Source organism: Afifella sp. JA880, assembly GCF_025379905.1.
Lineage (GTDB): Bacteria > Pseudomonadota > Alphaproteobacteria > Rhizobiales > Afifellaceae > Afifella > Afifella aestuarii.
Genome location: NZ_JAOANH010000001.1, coordinates 210,350 through 228,067 on the forward strand (window position 1 = coordinate 210,350; position 17,718 = coordinate 228,067).

The 17,718-nt window shown below is 62.1% G+C and carries 15 protein-coding genes; 6 read left to right on the plus strand and 9 right to left on the minus strand.

Translation table 11 applies throughout. The features are described from left to right. The first annotated feature begins 8 nt into the window (after positions 1 to 8). From metG to mazG, 6 genes are all read left to right on the plus strand, one after another. On the plus strand, positions 9 to 1,571 hold the full coding sequence (gene metG / locus NYQ83_RS01060) for a methionine--tRNA ligase (protein WP_261211530.1): 1,563 nt from the start codon (positions 9 to 11) through the stop codon (positions 1,569 to 1,571). Continuing rightward, positions 1,571 to 2,350: a TatD family hydrolase gene (locus tag NYQ83_RS01065; protein ID WP_261211533.1), complete on the plus strand. Its 780-nt coding sequence runs from the start codon at positions 1,571 to 1,573 to the stop codon at positions 2,348 to 2,350. The genes metG and NYQ83_RS01065 overlap by 1 nt, the downstream gene beginning before the upstream one ends. A 2-nt stretch (positions 2,351 to 2,352) precedes the next feature. Further along, positions 2,353 to 3,189, plus strand: a complete 837-nt coding sequence (locus NYQ83_RS01070) for an MBL fold metallo-hydrolase (protein WP_261211536.1) — start codon at positions 2,353 to 2,355, stop codon at positions 3,187 to 3,189. A 112-nt stretch (positions 3,190 to 3,301) separates the two neighbouring features. Continuing rightward, positions 3,302 to 3,976 carry a potassium channel family protein gene (locus tag NYQ83_RS01075; protein ID WP_261211538.1) on the plus strand — a complete coding sequence of 225 codons (675 nt, stop codon included), beginning with the start codon at positions 3,302 to 3,304 and terminating at the stop codon, positions 3,974 to 3,976. Further along, positions 3,976 to 5,325 carry a TrkH family potassium uptake protein gene (locus tag NYQ83_RS01080; protein WP_261211543.1) on the plus strand — a complete coding sequence of 450 codons (1,350 nt, stop codon included), beginning with the start codon at positions 3,976 to 3,978 and terminating at the stop codon, positions 5,323 to 5,325. Before NYQ83_RS01075 ends, NYQ83_RS01080 begins: the two co-directional genes overlap by 1 nt. A gap of 170 nt (positions 5,326 to 5,495) precedes the next feature. Further along, positions 5,496 to 6,329, plus strand: coding sequence for a nucleoside triphosphate pyrophosphohydrolase (gene mazG / locus NYQ83_RS01085; protein ID WP_261211547.1), 834 nt, complete (start codon positions 5,496 to 5,498; stop codon positions 6,327 to 6,329). Here mazG and hflX read toward each other — a convergent pair. From hflX to dusB, 9 genes are all read right to left on the minus strand, one after another. Next, positions 6,326 to 7,651, minus strand: coding sequence for a GTPase HflX (gene hflX, locus NYQ83_RS01090; protein ID WP_409976968.1), 1,326 nt, complete (start codon positions 7,649 to 7,651; stop codon positions 6,326 to 6,328). The genes mazG and hflX overlap by 4 nt on opposite strands. Positions 7,652 to 7,716: 65 nt before the next feature. Beyond that, positions 7,717 to 7,959, minus strand: a complete 243-nt coding sequence (gene hfq, locus NYQ83_RS01095) for an RNA chaperone Hfq (RefSeq protein WP_092812272.1) — start codon at positions 7,957 to 7,959, stop codon at positions 7,717 to 7,719. Between the two features lie 103 nt (positions 7,960 to 8,062). Next, entirely contained in the window at positions 8,063 to 8,926 is an 864-nt protein-coding gene (locus NYQ83_RS01100; protein ID WP_128294079.1) for a D-amino-acid transaminase, read from the minus strand. 121 nt (positions 8,927 to 9,047) lie between these two features. Beyond that, entirely contained in the window at positions 9,048 to 10,424 is a 1,377-nt protein-coding gene (trkA, locus tag NYQ83_RS01105) for a Trk system potassium transporter TrkA (RefSeq protein ID WP_261211558.1), read from the minus strand. A gap of 40 nt (positions 10,425 to 10,464) precedes the next feature. Continuing rightward, on the minus strand, positions 10,465 to 11,826 hold the full coding sequence (locus tag NYQ83_RS01110; protein ID WP_234627987.1) for a sigma-54-dependent transcriptional regulator: 1,362 nt from the start codon (positions 11,824 to 11,826) through the stop codon (positions 10,465 to 10,467). After that, complete coding sequence (locus tag NYQ83_RS01115) at positions 11,826 to 14,105, minus strand: sensor histidine kinase NtrY-like (RefSeq protein WP_261211563.1); 2,280 nt, start codon at positions 14,103 to 14,105, stop codon at positions 11,826 to 11,828. The genes NYQ83_RS01110 and NYQ83_RS01115 overlap by 1 nt, the downstream gene beginning before the upstream one ends. A gap of 96 nt (positions 14,106 to 14,201) precedes the next feature. Then, complete coding sequence (ntrC, locus tag NYQ83_RS01120; protein WP_128294076.1) at positions 14,202 to 15,641, minus strand: nitrogen regulation protein NR(I); 1,440 nt, start codon at positions 15,639 to 15,641, stop codon at positions 14,202 to 14,204. Continuing rightward, positions 15,638 to 16,765 carry a two-component system sensor histidine kinase NtrB gene (locus tag NYQ83_RS01125; protein ID WP_261211566.1) on the minus strand — a complete coding sequence of 376 codons (1,128 nt, stop codon included), beginning with the start codon at positions 16,763 to 16,765 and terminating at the stop codon, positions 15,638 to 15,640. Before NYQ83_RS01125 ends, ntrC begins: the two co-directional genes overlap by 4 nt. Further along, positions 16,765 to 17,718 carry a tRNA dihydrouridine synthase DusB gene (dusB, locus tag NYQ83_RS01130; RefSeq protein WP_409976969.1) on the minus strand — a complete coding sequence of 318 codons (954 nt, stop codon included), beginning with the start codon at positions 17,716 to 17,718 and terminating at the stop codon, positions 16,765 to 16,767. Before dusB ends, NYQ83_RS01125 begins: the two co-directional genes overlap by 1 nt.

Genomic DNA, 17,718 nt, shown 5'->3' on the forward strand with positions numbered 1-17,718 from the left:
CACCACCCATGACCGGTAAGCCGACCTTTTACATCACCACGCCTATCTTCTACCCGAACGGTGTGCCGCATATCGGCCACGCCTATACGGCGCTCGCGACCGACACGCTGGCGCGCTTTCAGCGCCTCGACGGCAAGGATGTCTTCTTCCTGACCGGCACCGACGAGCACGGGCTGAAGATGCAGCAGACGGCAGCGAAGGAGGGGATTACCCCCGCCGAGCTCGCCGACCGAAATTCGCAGCGCTTCCGCGACATGATGGAAGTTCTCAACACGTCGCACGACGATTTCATCCGCACCACCGAGGAGCGGCATCACCGCTCCTGCGAGGCGATCTGGGAGCGGATGAAGGCGGCGGGAGACATTTATCTCGACAAATATTCGGGCTGGTACTCCGTCCGGCAGGAAGCCTTCTTCGACGAAAAGGAAACCACCGTCGGTGAGGACGCGGTTCGGCGCGAGCCGCTCGGCTCACCCGTCGAATGGGTGGAGGAGGAAAGCTACTTCTTCCGTCTCTCCGCCTATCAGGAGAAGCTTCTCGCTCATTACGAAGCGCATCCGGATTTCATCGGTCCGCAGGAGCGGCGCAACGAAGTCATCAGCTTCGTGAAGTCGGGCTTGAAGGATCTTTCCATTTCCCGCACGACCTTCGATTGGGGCGTGAAGGTGCCGGGCGATCCGCGCCATGTGATGTATGTCTGGGTGGACGCCCTGACGAATTACATCACCGCCGCCGGTTTCCCGGACGAAGAGGCTCCGCGCTGGCGCTACTGGCCGGCCAACATTCATCTGATCGGCAAGGATATCGTGCGTTTTCACGCCGTCTACTGGCCGGCCTTTCTGATGTCGGCCGGCGTGCCGCTTCCCAAGCGCGTCTTTGCGCATGGCTTCCTGTTCAACAAGGGAGAGAAGATGTCGAAGTCGGTCGGCAACGTCGTCGATCCCTTCGCCATCGTCGAGCATTACGGCCTCGATGCCGTCCGCTATTTCTTCCTGCGCGAAGTCTCCTTCGGTCAGGACGGCTCCTACAGCCATGACGCGATCGCGGGTCGCATCAACGCCGATCTCGCCAACGATCTTGGCAATCTCGCCCAGCGCTCGCTTTCGATGGTCGGCAAGCATTGCGGCGCCAGCGTGCCTGAGCCCGGCACTTTTTCGGACGCCGACAACGAGATGCTGCAGGCCGCCGACGCGCTCCTGGAGCGCTGTCGCGAGGCCATGAACGAGCAGGCGATCCATCAGGCTCTCACCGCCATCTGGCAGGTGGTCGGCGATGCAAACCGTTATTTTGCCGGCCAGGAGCCGTGGGCGCTGCGCAAGAGCGATCCCGCACGCATGGCAACCGTTCTCTACGTGACCGCGGAAGTGGTCCGTCAGGTCGGAATCCTGATCCAGCCGGTCATGCCGGGTTCAGCCGGCAAGCTGCTCGACCTTCTGGGCGTGGCGGAAGAAAACCGCACGTTCGAATTCCTCGGCAAATCGGGGCGTCTCGTTCCGGGAACGGCGCTGCCTCCGCCCTCGGGGGTCTTCCCGCGCTATGTCGAGAGCGAGGCTCCGGCGGGAGCTGTCTGATGCTTGTCGACAGCCACTGCCATTTGGATTTTCCCGATTTCGAGCCGGAACGCGACGCGGTCGTGGAACGGGCGCGGGCGGCCGGCATCGTCCGTATGGTGACGATCTCGACGCGGGTCTCTGAGTTCGACAAGATCCGCGGGATCGCCGAAACCTACGACGACATCTATTGCTCGGTCGGCACGCATCCGCACAACGCCGACGAAGAGCCGGACGTGACGACCGAGGATCTCGTCGCCCTGGCGGAGCATCCCAAAGTCGTCGGCATCGGCGAAGCCGGGCTCGACTATTTCTACGACAACGCCTCGCGCGAGGGCCAGGCCGCGGGCCTTCGCCGACACATCGGTGCTGCGCGTGAAACCGGTCTGCCGCTCATCATCCATTCGCGGGATGCCGACGACGATATGGCGGCGATTTTGAAGGACGAGATGGGGAAGGGGGCTTTCCCGGCCCTCCTCCATTGCTTTTCATCGGGGCGGGCTCTCGCCGAAACGGGCATCGAGCTCGGTCTTTATGTCTCTTTCTCGGGTATTCTGACTTTCAAGAAGTCGACGGAACTTCGCGAAATCGCGTGCGATTTGCCTGCCGACCGTCTGCTTGTCGAAACCGATTCTCCGTATCTCGCGCCGATGCCTTATCGCGGCAAACGCAACGAGCCGTCCTTCGTCGCCCACACAGCCTCGGTGCTGGCGGAATGTCGTGGGGTTTCGGTCGAGGAAATCGGTGAGCTCACGAGCGACAACTTCTTCCGTCTTTTCGGCAAAGTTCCGCGGCCCTGACAGTGACGGACGTTCTGCGCATCACCATTCTGGGCTGTGGCTCGTCGCCGGGCGTTCCGCGCATTGGCGGCGATTGGGGCGCGTGTGATCCGAGCGAGCCGAAGAATCGCAGGCGCCGCTGTTCGGTTCTGGTCGAGCGCGTCACCGCGTCGGGAGAGAAAACGCAGGTCTTAATCGACACGTCCCCGGATCTCCGCGAACAGGCGCTCTCGGCCGACCTCAAGCGGATCGACGGCGTGCTCTACACGCATCCGCACGCCGACCACATCCACGGGATCGATGATCTGCGTGGTTTCGTGATGATGATGAAAGCGCGCGTCGACATCTACGCCGATCGGCCGACGATGGACCGTCTGGAGGAAGGCTTCGGCTATTGCCTGAAGACACCCGAGGGGAGCGACTATCCGCCGATCGTCAATCCGCATCTGATCGAGCCCGGAACGCCTGTCACGATCGACGGTGCGGGCGGACCGATCCATGCGCTGCCTTTCCGTCAGCAGCACGGTTCGATTCCCTCGCTCGGCTATCGCATCGGGAATTTCGCGTACTCACCCGATGTGAATCGGCTGACGCCTGAAGCCATGGCCGCCATCGATGGCGCCGAGCTGTGGATCGTGGATGCGCTGCGCTACAAGCCGCATCCGTCGCATTTCTCCGTCGAAGAGGCGCTCCATTGCATTGAGACGCTGCGCCCACGACGCGCGCTGCTGACACACATGCATGTCGACCTCGACTACAACGCCTTGCGCGAAAGGCTGCCCGAAGGCGTCGAGCCTGCCTTTGACGGATTGGTCGTAGAATTGCCCTGGGTCGAACTCTCGTCGCGCCCTGCGAGCTGAAACTCGCGCCGTGTTTCGTGCGGGCGAGCGTACCTCGGCGGCGCCCGGCAAAGGCTGGATTGAACTCGCCGCTGGGATAAGTTCCGGCAAACAACACACATAGAAGGCTGTTATGAGCAGGCGTAAAGACAGGAGTTTTGCCGTCATCGGCCTCGGCACATTCGGCAGCACCGTCGCATCAGAACTCGCCCGCTTCGGCAACCACGTTCTCGGTATCGATATCGATGAGCGCAACGTCGCGCGTCTTGCAGACGATATTGCCGAAGCGATCATCGCCGACGGCAGCGACGAGGATGCTCTGCGCGAGGCCGGCGTGGGAGCCTGTGACGTCGCCGTCGTGGCGATCGGAGAGGACCTCGAGGCGAACGTCCTGTGCACGATGAATGTGAAATTGCTTGGCGTGCCGACCGTCTGGGTCAAGGCAACGAGCCGGACGCATCATCGCATCCTGGCGAAACTTGGCGTCGACCGGGTCATTCAGGCCGAACGCGAGGTCGGTCAGCATATCGCCCAGATGCTCTACAATCCGCTGGTGCGTGATTATGTGAGCCTCGGGAACGGCTTCCACATCATCGATCTGCGCGTGCCGGAGGAGCTCGATCAGACGTCCATCGGCGAGCTGAAGCTTGGTGAGAAGTTCGAGGTTCGGTGCCTCGGTTTGATGCGCGAGAGCGATTATATTCCCTGCAACGGCGCCGACACGCTCCTTGAGACCGATGACAAGCTGCTTCTTCTCGGACGGCGAGAAAACCTCAGGTCACTCGGCGACAGCCTTCGATCAGCGTGATGGCCTTTCCGCTTTCGCCACGCTTCTGGCGTCGCACGATCGATCTTCCGCCGCCAGCGGTCCTTTCCCTTCTCTATGCGGGCCTTGTGATCGTCGGCGCGCTCGCTCTGAAGCTTCCATGGGCGGCGAGGGGTGTGCCTGCAACCTGGTCTGAGGCACTCTTCACCGCGACCTCGGCTGTCACCGTGACAGGTCTTTCCGTGGTCGACACAGGCAGCCATTTTACCTTTTTCGGTCAGCTCGTCGTTCTCGTCCTGATCCAGCTCGGCGGACTTGGTCTCATGACCTTCGCCGTCCTCGTCCTGACTATGCTCGGGCTGCCCGTCGGTGTCTCGCAGCGCGTCTTCTTACGCGAAGAGCTCAACCAGACGTCTTTTGCGGATCTTTTGCGCCTGGTGCGCCAAATCCTGCGCGTGGTGGTCGTCTGCGAGGTCGTCGGCATCGTCCTTCTGGCATTCGTCTTCGTGCCCGATTTCGGGGCGTGGGAGGGTTTGTGGCAGGCGATCTTCCATTCGATCTCCGCCTTCAACAATGCTGGGTTCTCCCTCTTTGCCGACAACCTGAGCGGCTACGTCTTCGATCCGATCATCAACCTCGTCGTTCCGGCGCTCTTCGTGATCGGCGGGATCGGTTTCATCGTCACCTCCGACATCATGCAGAAGCGCCAGTGGCGGCGCTTCACGCTGCATACGAAACTGATGCTTGTCGTCACACTCGCGCTGATCGTCTGGTCGGTTGTGGGCTTTGCCGCGCTCGAATGGAACAATCCTGCGACGCTCGGCCAGTATCATTCGATCATCGAGAAGCTAACAGCGAGCTGGTTTCAGGGACTGACGACGCGCACCGCCGGATTCAACACGATCGACATGTCGGGTATCCACGACGCGACGGCGCTGATGTTCATGTCCTTGATGTTCATCGGCGGCGGCAGCACGTCGACGGCGGGCGGAATCAAAGTCACGACCTTCGTCGTGCTGCTGCTCGCCACGGTCGCGTTTTTCCGGCAGCGGCCGAATCTGCATGCCTTCGGACGCAGTCTCGGGCGTGAGGAGGTCATGAAGGTGTTGGCGCTCAGCATCGTGAGCGTCATGGTGGTGATGGGCGCGATCTTCACGATCTCGCTGTCGCACGACGGCGACTTCCTCGATCTCGCATTCGAGGTGACGTCTGCCTTCGGGACGGTCGGCTTGTCGCGGGGTGCTACGGCCGAGCTCGACACACTTGGGCGGTTCGTCATCATCCTCGTCATGTTTATCGGACGGGTCGGGCCTCTCACCCTGGGCTTCTTTCTCGCGACGAAGGTGCCGCCACGCATCCGTTATCCGTCGAGCCGGATCTATCTCGGCTGAGGGAGAACGCTCGGATTGTTTCTTCGGCTGTTCTGGAAGCGCTTGCAGGCTGATTCAGCGCATCGCCTAGGTTCCATAATGCATCTTATGCGAATCAAGTTGTTGCGCTGAGGTGCGTTGAGTCTGCTCTTCCCCTTGGCGCGCAGCCTGGCGAGCGCTAAGGCGTTCTCATGTCAGAACATCGCCCCATCGATCGTCTCATCTCCGTTATGGCCGACCTGCGTGATCCGGAACGCGGCTGCCCGTGGGACGTGAAGCAGGATTTCTCCTCCATCGCGCCCTACACGATCGAGGAAGCCTATGAAGTTGCCGATGCGATCGAGCGTGCCGATCTCGAAGATCTGCGCGAGGAGCTCGGCGATCTGCTCCTGCAGGTCGTTTTTCACGCTCGCATGGCCGAGGAAGCCGGTGTCTTCGCCTTCGACGACGTTGCCGATGCCATCGTGGAAAAGATGGTGCGACGCCACCCGCATGTCTTCGGCGATGGCACGGCGGCCGATCCGGCTGCGGTGAAAGTCCGCTGGGACGAGATCAAGGCTGAGGAAAAAGCCAAACGACGGGAAAAGCGGCTGCGCCAGGGTCTTCCTGCCGATCCCGGGCTCTTGGCGGATGTGCCGCGCAGCTTTCCCGGTCTTCTCCAGGCGCTCAAGATGCAGGAGAAAGCCGCGAAAGTCGGTTTTGACTGGCCTGACATCTCCGGGGCTCTCGACAAGCTCAAGGAAGAGATCGCCGAGGTCGAGGCGGAAATCGCCGCTGACGATCGCGAGCGGCTGACCGGCGAAATCGGCGACGCCTTGTTCGCTATGGTTAACGTCGCTCGCAAGAGCGGGATCGACCCCGACGCCGCGTTGCGGCGCACGAACGAAAAATTCCGCTGCCGTTTCGAAGCTGTCGAACACGGGCTGTCGAAGGACGGCCGATCCATGAAAGACGCCGCGCTCGATGAGATGGAAGCGCTGTGGCAGGTCGCGAAATCGCGCGAAGGTTCGCCCGGATCCGATTAAGCGGTCTGTGCTTCCTTCGGCACGTTGAGCGTTACGCCGTCGCCTCGCGCACGTTCCTGCAGCTTCTGAAGACGTCCGCTCGGCAGACGCACAACGAGGCGCGTTTCGCCTGTCTTGGGGTCGTCGGAACGTGAAAGAACCTCGCCGTTGTCATAGAGCCAGGCGGCTTCGCCCGACCGGGCGGCCTGGAAAACCACCTCAACGACGGCGCGTTCCTTGAACAGGCGCTCTTCCAGCACATGGAGGAGATCGGACAAGCCCTCGCCCGTCAGCGCTGAAACAACGACCTTGTCCGTCGCTCCGGCCGCCTTGCGTCTGAGCGCATCTGCGACATCGGCGTCGAGAAGATCGATCTTGTTCCAGACCTCCACGAGACGCGGGTCGGACCCCGCTTCGATCCCAAGCTCGGACAGCACCTCGTTGACGTCTTCCGCCTCCGCCTGAGCATCCGGCGATGCGATATCGCGCACATGAACGATGAGGTCGGCGTCGAGAACTTCTTCGAGCGTTGCGCGGAATGCCTCCACGAGCGAGGTCGGCAGATGCGAGATGAAGCCGACCGTGTCGGAGATGATCAGCGTTTCGCCATGTGGCAGGCCGACCCGTCGCATCGTCGGATCGAGCGTGGCAAAAAGCTGATCCTCGGCGTGGACCTCAGCCCCGGTCAGATGATTGAAGAGCGTCGACTTTCCGGCATTGGTGTAGCCGACAAGCGCTGCGACCGGATAAGGCACCCGCTGGCGCTTGGCACGGTGAACGCTGCGCGTATTGCGGACGCTCTCCAGCTGTTTCTCGATACGTCGAATGCGGTCCTGGATCTGGCGTCGGTCGGCCTCGATCTGCGTCTCTCCGGGTCCGCCGAGGAAGCCAAAACCGCCGCGCTGACGCTCAAGGTGCGTCCATGAACGAACGAGCCGGCTCTTCTGGTAATTGAGGTGGGCCAATTCCACCTGCAGCGTGCCTTCCTTGGTGTGGGCGCGCTCACCGAAGATTTCGAGAATGAGGCCGGTTCTGTCGAGGATCTTGACGTTCCACGCCCGCTCCAGATTGCGCTGCTGGATGGGTGTGATCGGATGATCGATGATGACGAGGCCCGTCGCCAGCGTCCGTACGAGAACGGACAATTCCTCGACCTTGCCCGGGCCGAAAAGTGTCGCCGGCGTCGCCTTTCGCAGAGGGACGGCAAGGGCCTCCGCAACGTCGAGCTTGATCGCTTCGGCAAGGCCGATCGCTTCCGCCCGTCGCGCTTCCGGTGGCCGTTGCTGGGTCGCCTCGTCTTCACGCCCGCGCATCTCCGGCAAAAGTATGAACGCCCGAGACATGTCGAGCGCAGCTTCTGGTCCGGCTTCCAGGTCGAGCGTGTTGCGGTCTTTGGGTTGCAATCAGCCTATCCGTTGTCGTCTTCAGGTTCGAACAGCTGCACGGGTTGATTGGGCATAACCGTGGAAATCGCATGCTTGTAGACAAGCTGCGAATGCCCATCACGCCTTAGGAGCAAGCAAAAATTGTCGAACCACGTGACAATTCCCTGCAGCTTGACGCCGTTGATGAGAAAAACTGTGAGCGGAGTTTTTGCCTTACGGACGTGGTTCAGAAATGTATCTTGCAAGTTTTGGTTTTTGTCGCCCATTGTCTCCGTCGACCTTTATTTTTGTTGCGCCGCGCGAAACAGATTGCCTGTTTCGCTTCGGCCTGTCACCCCTCAACAAGACCTACCCAGATATAGGTAGCGTCTAGTGCGCTTCCAGTTGCGCCACCTCATGAAAACGCTGTCGGAGAGCCGTCGCAATGGAGCCGGGGCGACCATTGGCCACGCTCTGCCCGTCGATCGCCACGATGGGCATGACGAGGGTCGTCGCTGCTGTCATGAACGCTTCGCGGGCACCCTTGGCTTCTTCTGGGGTGAACTTTCTTTCTTCAAGCTTCAGCCCGTCGCGTCGGGCAACCTCTTCCACCGTCTGCCGCGTCACGCCAGGCAAGATTCCCGTGCCGTTCGGACGGGTGACGAGCGCGCCATCCTGCGTGACGATCCAGGCCGTCGTCGATGAGCCTTCGGTGACGTAGCCTTCCGCGTCCACGAACCAGGCTTCTTTGGCGCCGGCCTCTTTGGCTTTCTGCTTCGCCATCGCATTCGGCAGGAGACCGACGGTCTTGATGTCGACACGTTCCCAGCGATTGTCCGGCGTCGTGATGACGGTAACCCCCTCCTCTGCCTGCTTGTCGGCCTTGATGCGGTCAAATGTCTTGGCCGTGATCACAACGGCCGGGCGCGTGCTCGCCGGCGGGAAAATATGCTCGCGCGGAGCCACGCCGCGCGTGATCTGCAGATAGACCATGCCTTCGGTCACGCGGTTGCGGCGCACGGTTTCGCGCATGACCGCCGTCAGGGCCGCGCGGGTCATGGGCATGGCGATCGAAAGCTCACGCAGCGAGCGCTCCAGACGGTCGAGATGGCCTTTCATATCGACGAGACGGCCGTGCCAGATCTCGCAAACTTCGTAGACGCCATCGGCGAATTGGTATCCGCGATCCTCGACATGGACCATCGCATGGGCGTGCGGAACATACCGGCCGTTGACATAGGCCACTCTCGACATCGGAAAACTCCTCCACAACGCAGGATTCGTGCGTGCGCGATTTACGCAACGGCACTAAGCAAGATTAAGGCCGGCCGACAAGGCGTGTGCCCTTCGACGCGCAGGCGCTGGATATGCGCAATCAGAAGTACTCGAGGCTCACCCGCGCCATCTGCTCGACGCGGTGCACCTGATTGGCAATGGCGAAGATGACGAGGCGGTCGCCCTTTCGGATCTGGCTTGCGCCCGTCGGGACGATAACCTCGCCGCCATGCAAGATCGCACCGATCCGAATGCCGCCCGGCAGATCGAGCTCGCGCAATGGGCGGCCAACAAGCGGCGACGTCTCCAGAGCTTCCGCCTCAATCACCTCGGCTGCGCCATTCTGGATCGTGTGGACGTTGCGGATACGGCCGCGGCGGACGTGTTGCAGGATGCGCGAGATGGTGACGGCGCGCGGATCTACGAAAGCGTCGATGCCGATCGTGCGCACCAACGGCGGGAAGGCGGAATCGTTCAAAAGGCTCATAGCGCGTCGGCAGCCGAGCTTCTTCGCCATCACGCAAGAGAGAATGTTGACCTTGTCGTCGTTCGTGAGGGCGAGCATCGTGTCGGCCTCAGCGATATCGGCCTCTTTCAGGATGACGTCGTCCATCGCCGAACCGTGCAGCACGACGGTGCGGTCGAGCGCCTCGGCGATCTCGACGGCGCGATTGCGGTCCATCTCGATCACCTTGATCTTGGCGCGCGGATTGCGCTTCTCCAGATGGTGGGCAACGTAATGGCCGATATTGCCGCCGCCGCCGATGACGACGCGCGAGCCGAGCGTCTCCTGCTTGCCGAAAATCGTAAGGGTGCGCTTCACCCTCCCCGTGTCGGTCATCACGTAGACGAGGTCTCCCGCCATCATCTGATCGGCCGAGCGCGGCACGAACAGGTTCCCATTTCGGAAAACGCCCACGACGATGGCATTGAGGTCGGGAAAGAGCTCGGTCAGCTGACGAAGAGGCGTGTCGATGACCGGGCAGTTTTCGTCGCAGACGATGCCGAGGACCGTCACCTTGTCGTCGGCAAAAGGGATGGTCTCGACGGCACCCGGCTGCGCCAGGCGGCGGAGCACCATCTCGCCCACTTCGACCTCGGGTGAAATGATCACATCGATCGGCAGATGATCGCGTGAGAACAAGTTGCTCCAGTGCTTGGCGAGATAGGTCTGTGAGCGGATGCGGGCGATCTTGGTCGGCAGATTGAACAACGAATGGGCAACCTGACACGCGACCATGTTGACTTCGTCGTACAAGGTGACGGCGATCAGCATGTCGGCCTCGTCGGCGCCAGCGCGCGCCAGAACGTCCGGATGAGATCCATGGCCGACGAAGCCGCGCACGTCCAGCGTGTCACGAATGGCATTCACCAGATGCGGCGAACGATCGATCACCGTGACGTCGTTGTTCTCCGTCGCCAGTTTCTCCGCGATGCCGTATCCGACCTGGCCAGCGCCGCAAATGATGACGCGCATGAAATGTCCTTTGTTGCGAGAATCCCGCCGCCGTGAGGCTCTATACCCCGAGGCTCTTCAGCTTGCGATGCAGGGCCGAGCGTTCCATGCCGACAAACTCGGCCGTGCGCGAGATATTGCCGCCGAACCGGTTGATCTGCGCGGAGAGATATTCTCGCTCGAACACCTCGCGGGCTTCCCGCAAAGGCAGTGACATGATGTGGGCCGATCCATCGGCGGGGCTCGCAGGCAGGATCTCGCCGATCTCCGGCGGCAGCATGGCGGCCGTCACCATCGCTTCCGCATCTCCTTGGGTCAGGATCATCAGCCGTTCGACGTTGTTGCGCAGCTGACGGATGTTTCCCGGCCAGTCGTGCGCCTGAAGCACGGCCATTGCATCATCCGCGATGCGCCGGGTCGGCAGGCCGGCCGTCTGGGCGATCTGCGCCATGAAATAGTCGACGAGTTCGGGGACGTCTTCGCGACGCTCTGCCAATGACGGAACGCGAATCGGGACGACGCTCAGGCGATGGAACAGGTCTTCTCGAAACCGCCCTTCCTTGATTTCCGCTTCGAGGTCGCGGGCCGTCGAAGAGAGGATGCGGACGTCGACCTTGACCTTTTTGCTGCCCCCTACCCGCTCGAAGGTCTGCTCGACGAGAACTCGCAGGATCTTGTTCTGCGTCTCGCGCGGCATGTCCGCGACCTCCTCCAGATAGAGGATGCCACCATGCGCCTCTTCCAGCGCCCCGACACGGCGATGTTCGCCCTCGGCGGCTTCTGTGCCGAAGAGAGCGATTTCCATGTTTTCGGGCGTGATGGCGGCTGAGCTCAACACGACGAACGGGCCGTTGGCCCGCCGGGAGGCGGCGTGAATGGCGCGCGCCACGCGCTCCTTGCCCGCTCCTGAAGCTCCGAAAATCATCACCCGGCTGTTCGTCGGAGCGACACGTTCGATCGTCTGACGCAGATGGTGCATGACGGAAGAGGAGCCGACGAGATCGTTGGTGACGCCCGAGCGCTGCTTCAGCTCGGCCACTTCCTTCTTCAACCGAGACGCCTCCAGGGCGCGTTGCGCCACGAGCACGAGACGGTCTGCCTTGAACGGCTTTTCGATATAGTCGTAGGCGCCACGCTTGATGGCGGAGACGGCCGTCTCGATGTTGCCATGACCGGAAATGATCACCACCGGCAACGCCGGGTGCTCGGTGTGGATCGCATCGAGAAGTGCCAGTCCGTCGAGCCGGCTTCCCTGCAGCCAGATATCGAGAAAGATAAGGCCGGGTCTGCGTTCTGCGATCGCTTCCAGCGCGGCGTCACTGTTGGCGGCGGTGCGTGTGCCGTGGCCTTCGTCTTCAAGAATGCCGGCGACGAGTTCGCGGATATCGGCTTCATCGTCGACGACAAGGATGTCGGTAGCCATCACTTGCTCTCCTGTTCGGCGCGTTCCGCAGGCTTCGTCTCTGCCTCGGTCGCGGCCGGATGGTTGGTATGTGGGAAGTTCATTCGAACGCAGGCGCCGCGCGCATCCACGCCGGCCGCTCGTGCGTCGAGGAGTTCAATGGAGCCTCCGTGCTCCTCCATCACCTTGCGCACAATCGCAAGGCCGAGGCCGGTGCCTTTCTGGCGGGTTGTCATGTAGGGCTCGAGAAGCTTCTCGCGACCCTCCTGCGGCAGACCCTTGCCGTTGTCGATCACGTCGACGATCGCATGATCGACATCGTCGCGCACGCGCACGCGGATTTCGCCGCTCACGTTTTCATCTTCCGGAACGGCCTCGATCGCCTCGGTGGCGTTCTTGACGATATTGGTGAGCGCCTGGGTGACCAGACGATGATCGACGGGCGCCTCGACGGGCGTTTCCGGCAGATCAAGTGCAAAACTGATGTTCGGGTTCCCGACTTCCTGAAGGAAGACGGCTTCGCGGATCAGCTCGCGCAGATCGCGCGCTTCCATGACCGGCTTGGGCATCCGCGCAAAGGCGGAAAACTCGTCCACCATGCGGCGGATATCGCCGACCTGGCGGATGATCGTCTCCGTGCACTGATCGAAGACGACGCGGTCTTTCTCTTCGTCGATGCGTGGTCCGAAACGGCGGCGGATGCGTTCGGCAGAAAGTTGGATCGGGGTGAGAGGATTCTTGATCTCGTGCGCGATGCGGCGAGCAACATCGGCCCAGGCGGAACGGCGCTGCGCGGCCACGAGGTCCGTGATGTCATCGAGCGTGACGACGAACCCGTCATGCGAGCTGTCGTCGGACTGCTCGATCGTCACCTGCACATTGAGCGTGCGAGGCTCGCCTTCGCGCGCAATGATGATCTGATCGCGTGCCGAACCGCGACCGCGATTGGCGACCTCGTCGAGAACGTTCTGCAATTCTGGCAGAATATCGTTGACGTGACGGCCGACGATGCCGGTCTCTTCTTCGCCGATTGCCTCCAGCGCGGGATGATTGGCAAGCGTCACGATGCGGCCGGCGTTGAGGCCGATGACGCCTGCCGAAACGCCCGACAGGACCGCCTCGGTAAAGCGGCGGCGCTCGTCGAGCTGGCTGTTGGCCGAGAGCAGCGCATTGCGTTGCGAACGCAGTTGTCCGGCCATTCGGTTGAAGGTCGCGGAAAGAATGCCGAGGTCGCCGGCTTTCTCCTGAACAGGCACGCTGACGTCGAGATTGCCGCCTGAGATCTTACTGGCCGCGCCGATCAGGTGTCGGATCGGCGCGACGAGCCCGTTGGCGAAGCCGAGACCGATCCAGATGGCGGACAAAAGCACCACCAGCGCCATGCCGACGAAGAGGATGGCAAAGGCGATCTGCACGCCGAAGCGGTTCTCCTGCAATTGGCCGTATTCGGCGGCGCTCTCCTCGGTGAGACGGACTTGTCGCGTCACCTTGGGGTCCAGTGGACGGGCAAGGTAGAGATAGACGTCGTCCAGGCTGGTGATCTTCAGCACACCGCCAACGAGATTGGTCGTGCCTGGTGCGATCAGCGCCGGACGGCCTTCGTCGGCATCTTCGAACACCTGCTGCGGTGGTGGCGGCACCTTGAGGTTGGTCGAGGTCTTGCCCTCGACAATTACGGATCTGTCGCGCCGGATGAGCGCGATCGCCGACAGGCCGCGCAGCTGCGCCTGATTGGACAGGTAGGCGGCAATCGCCTTTTTGTTGAGCTCCAGATCCGGTGCGACGCGGTTGAACTCGCTTGCGATCGCCAGAAGATCGATCGCCAGAATGCGGCTGTGCTCCTGCACATAGGCCTGCGCGACCTCCCGCGAATTCTCGATGATCGCTTCGGTGCGCTCGGCGAACCAGCGGTCGAGGCCCTTGTTGAGCGTGATGGACGCGATTCCGGCCGTCAGGATCGCCGGCAGAGCCGCGATGATCGAGAACAGCGCTACGATGCGCACATGCAGCCGTGCGGCGGCGCGTCCGTGCCTCCGCGCAATCCAAAGCCCTGTTGCCTCGAACGCGACCGTCCCAATGAGGAAAAGAACGACAATGCCGTTCAGGAGGCCCGCCGCGCGCACGACTGCGGGCGTCGGCTCAATCGTGGTCTGTCCGGTGAGGATCAGAAACGTGCCGATGGCGCTTGAAAGCGCCAGCAGAACCGCGAGCAGGCCGACCATGCGCGCGATGCGGTTGCGTTCGCCAAAGCCCGGACGGATGCGTTCGGGTGGCAGATCAGGGCTAGTGGCGACGGACATGGATCCTACGGTCGATCGGGTTGATCGCTCATGCGTGGGCACAGAACGTGGCTAATATGTCACAAAAACGGCGCCCGCACAGTGCGCGCGGCCCTTTTATCTCGGACCGCGCACAACCAGGATCTGCAGATCGCGAATTTTCTTGCGCAACGTGTTGCGGTTCAGGCCGAGGAGCTCCGCCGCGCGGATCTGGTTGCCGTTAGTGGCGCCCAGAGCTGCGCCGATCAGGGGAACTTCGATCTCACGCAACACCCGATGGTAGAGCCCGGGCGGCGGCAAAGCGTCGCCGAACTCGTTGAAGAGATTGGTCATGTGCCGCGCGACGGAATTCGAGAGGCTCTCTTCCTCCGCTGGGCGCGCGGATTCTTCCACGTCGCCGATCGGATCGAGCTCGTGACGAATCAGGTCCGCGGTGATCGTTTCCTGCGGATAAAGCGCGGTCAGGCGTCTGATGAGGTTTTCGAGTTCCCGCACATTCCCCGGCCAGCGATGGCGTTTGAGCACATCGAGCGCATCATTCTCCATCGTCTTGACGGGCAAGCCTTCGCGCTCGGCCTGGACGAGGAAGTGGCGGACAAGATCGGGAATATCATCTGTGCGCTCGCGCAATGGCGGCAGGCGGATCGGAACGACGTTCAGGCGGAAAAAGAGATCCTCACGGAAGAGGCCCTGGCGGATCAGGTTCTTCAGATCCTTGTTGGTAGCCGCAACGATCCGGACGTCAGTGCGGATCGGCGTGCGGCCGCCGACGGTCGTATATTCGCCCTGCTGCAGCACCCGCAGCAGGCGCGTCTGCGCATCCATCGGCATGTCGCCGATTTCATCGAGGAAGAGCGTGCCGCCCTCCGCCTGTTCGAAGCGGCCGGCGGAACGATGCTGGGCGCCGGTGAAGGCGCCGCGTTCGTGGCCGAAGAGCTCCGATTCAATGAGCTCCCGCGGGATGGCGGCCATGTTGACGGCGACGAAGGGGCCCTTGCGGCGCTTGCCGTAATCGTGGAGCGCGCGCGCCACCAGCTCCTTGCCGGTGCCGGATTCACCAAAAATGGTGACCGTCAGATCCGTCTGCATCAACCGGGCAAGAACGCGGTAGATGTCCTGCATCGCCGGCGAGCGACCGACGAGCGGGATGGCTTCGTCCTGCTGGTCGTGTTCGGCGATCACTTTCGAACGCGGTTCGGACAGTGCCCGACCGATCGTCGCGATAAGCTCCTTCAGATCGAAGGGCTTCGGCAGATAATCGTAAGCGCCGCGTTCAGATGCCTTGATCGCCGTCATGAAGGTATTTTGTGCGCTCATGACGATGATCGGCAGCTCCGGCCGGACGCGCTTGATGCGCGGCAAGAGCTCGAACGCGTTTTCATCCGGCATGACGATGTCGGTGACGACGAGGTCGCCCTCGCCTTCCGCCACCCAGCGCCACAGCGTGGCTGCGTTCGAGGTCAGACGGACATTGTAGCCGGCGCGCGACAGCGCCTGGTTCAAGACTGTTCGGATCGCCGTGTCGTCGTCGGCGACGAGAATCGTGCTCTGACTCACGAGGCTCCATCCTCCTTCAGGTCGAGCTCGTCCGACGTCTGTTCGAGCGTCGGCATAAGAATGCGGAAAAGCGTGCGGCGGGGCTGGGATTCGCACTCGATGATGCCTCCGTGATCGCCGATGATCTTGGCTACGAGCGCCAATCCAAGACCCGTGCCATTCGCCTTCGAGGTGACGAACGGATCAAAGAGATGAGGCAGTACGTCGTCGGGCACGCCCGGTCCGTTGTCCATGACGGTGAATTCCAGCGGGAGGCTGACACGGCTTTGCGTCCCGGGAACCGACAAGCGAATCCCAGGCCGGTAGGCCGTGCGAAATGTTATTTCTGAATCTTTTTGATCTGCAAGGGCTTCCGCCGCATTCTTCACGAGATTTATGAAGACCTGCAAAAGCTGGTCGCGATTTGCCAGGACCGGCGGCAATGACGGATCGTATTCTTCGGTGATGCGGATGCCGCGCGCGAAGCCGGATGTGGCGAGTGTCTTCACACGCTCCAGGACGCGGTGAATGTTGACCGGTTCACGCTCGATTGGGCGAGCATCGGTGAAGGTCTCCATGCGATCGACCAGGCCGGCGATGCGGTCCGTCTCATCGCAGATGAGGCGGGTCAGCGGGCGATCTTCCTGACTCGCGGACGCTTCCAGGAGCTGGGCAGCGCCGCGAATGCCGGAAAGCGGATTCTTGATCTCGTGCGCCAGCATGGCGGCAAGGCCGGTCACGGTGCGCGCGGCCCCGCGATATGTCAGCTGCCGGTCAATCTTCTCCGTCACAGAGCGCGGGAGGAGGAGAACCGAGACGCAGGCATCCGTCATGGAGACCGGCGTTGCGTAGATATCGACGAGCTTGTCGGAGCCGATGCGTGGCGAACTCATGTCGACGCGGTATTCGGCGATCGCCGCGCCGCGCGAACGGACTTGGTCGAGCAAGGGAAACAATGGGCTGCCGAAAGGCACGAGGCGTTCGAGGCCGTCGCGATGCATGACTGCGGAGCTTGCGCCGAAAAAACTCTCCGCCGCCTGGTTCGCGTTCAAAATGGTGTTGTCGGCATCGACCACGAAAATCGGATGCGGCAGCGCGTTGAGGATCGCGAGCGCCGGTACCCCCTCTTCTGCGTAAGGCTTCATCAGGCAGCCTCGCGCAAGGAAGCGGCATCCGCCCGAAGATCGGGCAAGAGGGCTGCGAGTTCGGCCTGTACGCGCCGTGCCTCCGTTTCGCGCAGAAGCCTGCCGCGAGCAGCCTGCGCCGGTGCGTCCATCGCAAAATCGTCGAGGTACCAGGCAAGGTGTTTTCGGGCGATGCGAACGCCTGGAACCGGCCCATAGTGAGCCAGGATCATATCGTAATGCTCCATAATGAGGTCGGCACGCTCTCTCCCTGTCGGATCGGGTCGCGGGGTTTTGCCTTTAAGGACGTCGCCCGCCTGACCGACGATCCACGGGCGCCCGTAAGCGCCGCGGCCGATCATCACCCCCGCCGCTCCCGAACGTAGCAGCATGTCTGGCGCATCTTCGGGTGTCGTGAGGTCGCCATTGGCGATAACCGGAATTCCGACCGCTTGAGCCACGGGTCGGATAGCATCCCAATCGGCCTTGCCCTTGTAGAACTGGCTGCGTGTGCGTCCATGGACGGTCACCATTGCCACGCCCACGTTCTCCGCACGATGCGCCAGCTCTGCCGCATTGAGCGAGGTATGGTCCCAGCCGAGGCGCATTTTCAGTGTGACCGGAACTTTGGCGGCGCGCACGGCAGAGGCGATCAGACGCTCGGCCATATCGAGATCGCGCATGAGATGGGAACCGGCAAAGCCGCCTGTTACGCGCTTGGCCGGACATCCCATGTTGATGTCGATGATTGCGGCTCCCGCCGCTTCGGCGATCCGCACGCCCTCGGCCATGGCCTCTTCGTCGCGTGCGGCGAGCTGCACGACATGGAGGGAAAGGCCCTCGCCTTCCGCACGCAACCGCGCCTCTTCCGATTGCCGCTGCACGGCGTCGCAGGCGACCATCTCGGAAATCACGAGCCCCGCGCCGTAACGCGCGGCGAGCCGCCGAAACGGGAGGTCGGACACCCCGGACAT

Bases quoted from the DNA above. Each gene is read 5' to 3' on its own strand.
- metG (WP_261211530.1), top strand. From the start codon at position 9: ATGACCGGTAAGCCGACCTTTTACATCACCACGCCTATCTTCTACCCG.
- NYQ83_RS01065 (WP_261211533.1), top strand. From the start codon at position 1,571: ATGCTTGTCGACAGCCACTGCCATTTGGATTTTCCCGATTTCGAGCCG.
- NYQ83_RS01075 (WP_261211538.1), top strand. From the start codon at position 3,302: ATGAGCAGGCGTAAAGACAGGAGTTTTGCCGTCATCGGCCTCGGCACA.
- NYQ83_RS01080 (WP_261211543.1), top strand. From the start codon at position 3,976: ATGGCCTTTCCGCTTTCGCCACGCTTCTGGCGTCGCACGATCGATCTT.
- mazG (WP_261211547.1), top strand. From the start codon at position 5,496: ATGTCAGAACATCGCCCCATCGATCGTCTCATCTCCGTTATGGCCGAC.
- hflX (WP_409976968.1), bottom strand. From the start codon at position 7,651: ATGTCTCGGGCGTTCATACTTTTGCCGGAGATGCGCGGGCGTGAAGAC.
- hfq (WP_092812272.1), bottom strand. From the start codon at position 7,959: ATGGGCGACAAAAACCAAAACTTGCAAGATACATTTCTGAACCACGTC.
- NYQ83_RS01100 (WP_128294079.1), bottom strand. From the start codon at position 8,926: ATGTCGAGAGTGGCCTATGTCAACGGCCGGTATGTTCCGCACGCCCAT.
- trkA (WP_261211558.1), bottom strand. From the start codon at position 10,424: ATGCGCGTCATCATTTGCGGCGCTGGCCAGGTCGGATACGGCATCGCG.
- NYQ83_RS01110 (WP_234627987.1), bottom strand. From the start codon at position 11,826: ATGGCTACCGACATCCTTGTCGTCGACGATGAAGCCGATATCCGCGAA.
- NYQ83_RS01115 (WP_261211563.1), bottom strand. From the start codon at position 14,105: ATGTCCGTCGCCACTAGCCCTGATCTGCCACCCGAACGCATCCGTCCG.
- NYQ83_RS01125 (WP_261211566.1), bottom strand. From the start codon at position 16,765: ATGAAGCCTTACGCAGAAGAGGGGGTACCGGCGCTCGCGATCCTCAAC.
- dusB (WP_409976969.1), bottom strand. From the start codon at position 17,718: ATGTCCGGGGTGTCCGACCTCCCGTTTCGGCGGCTCGCCGCGCGTTAC.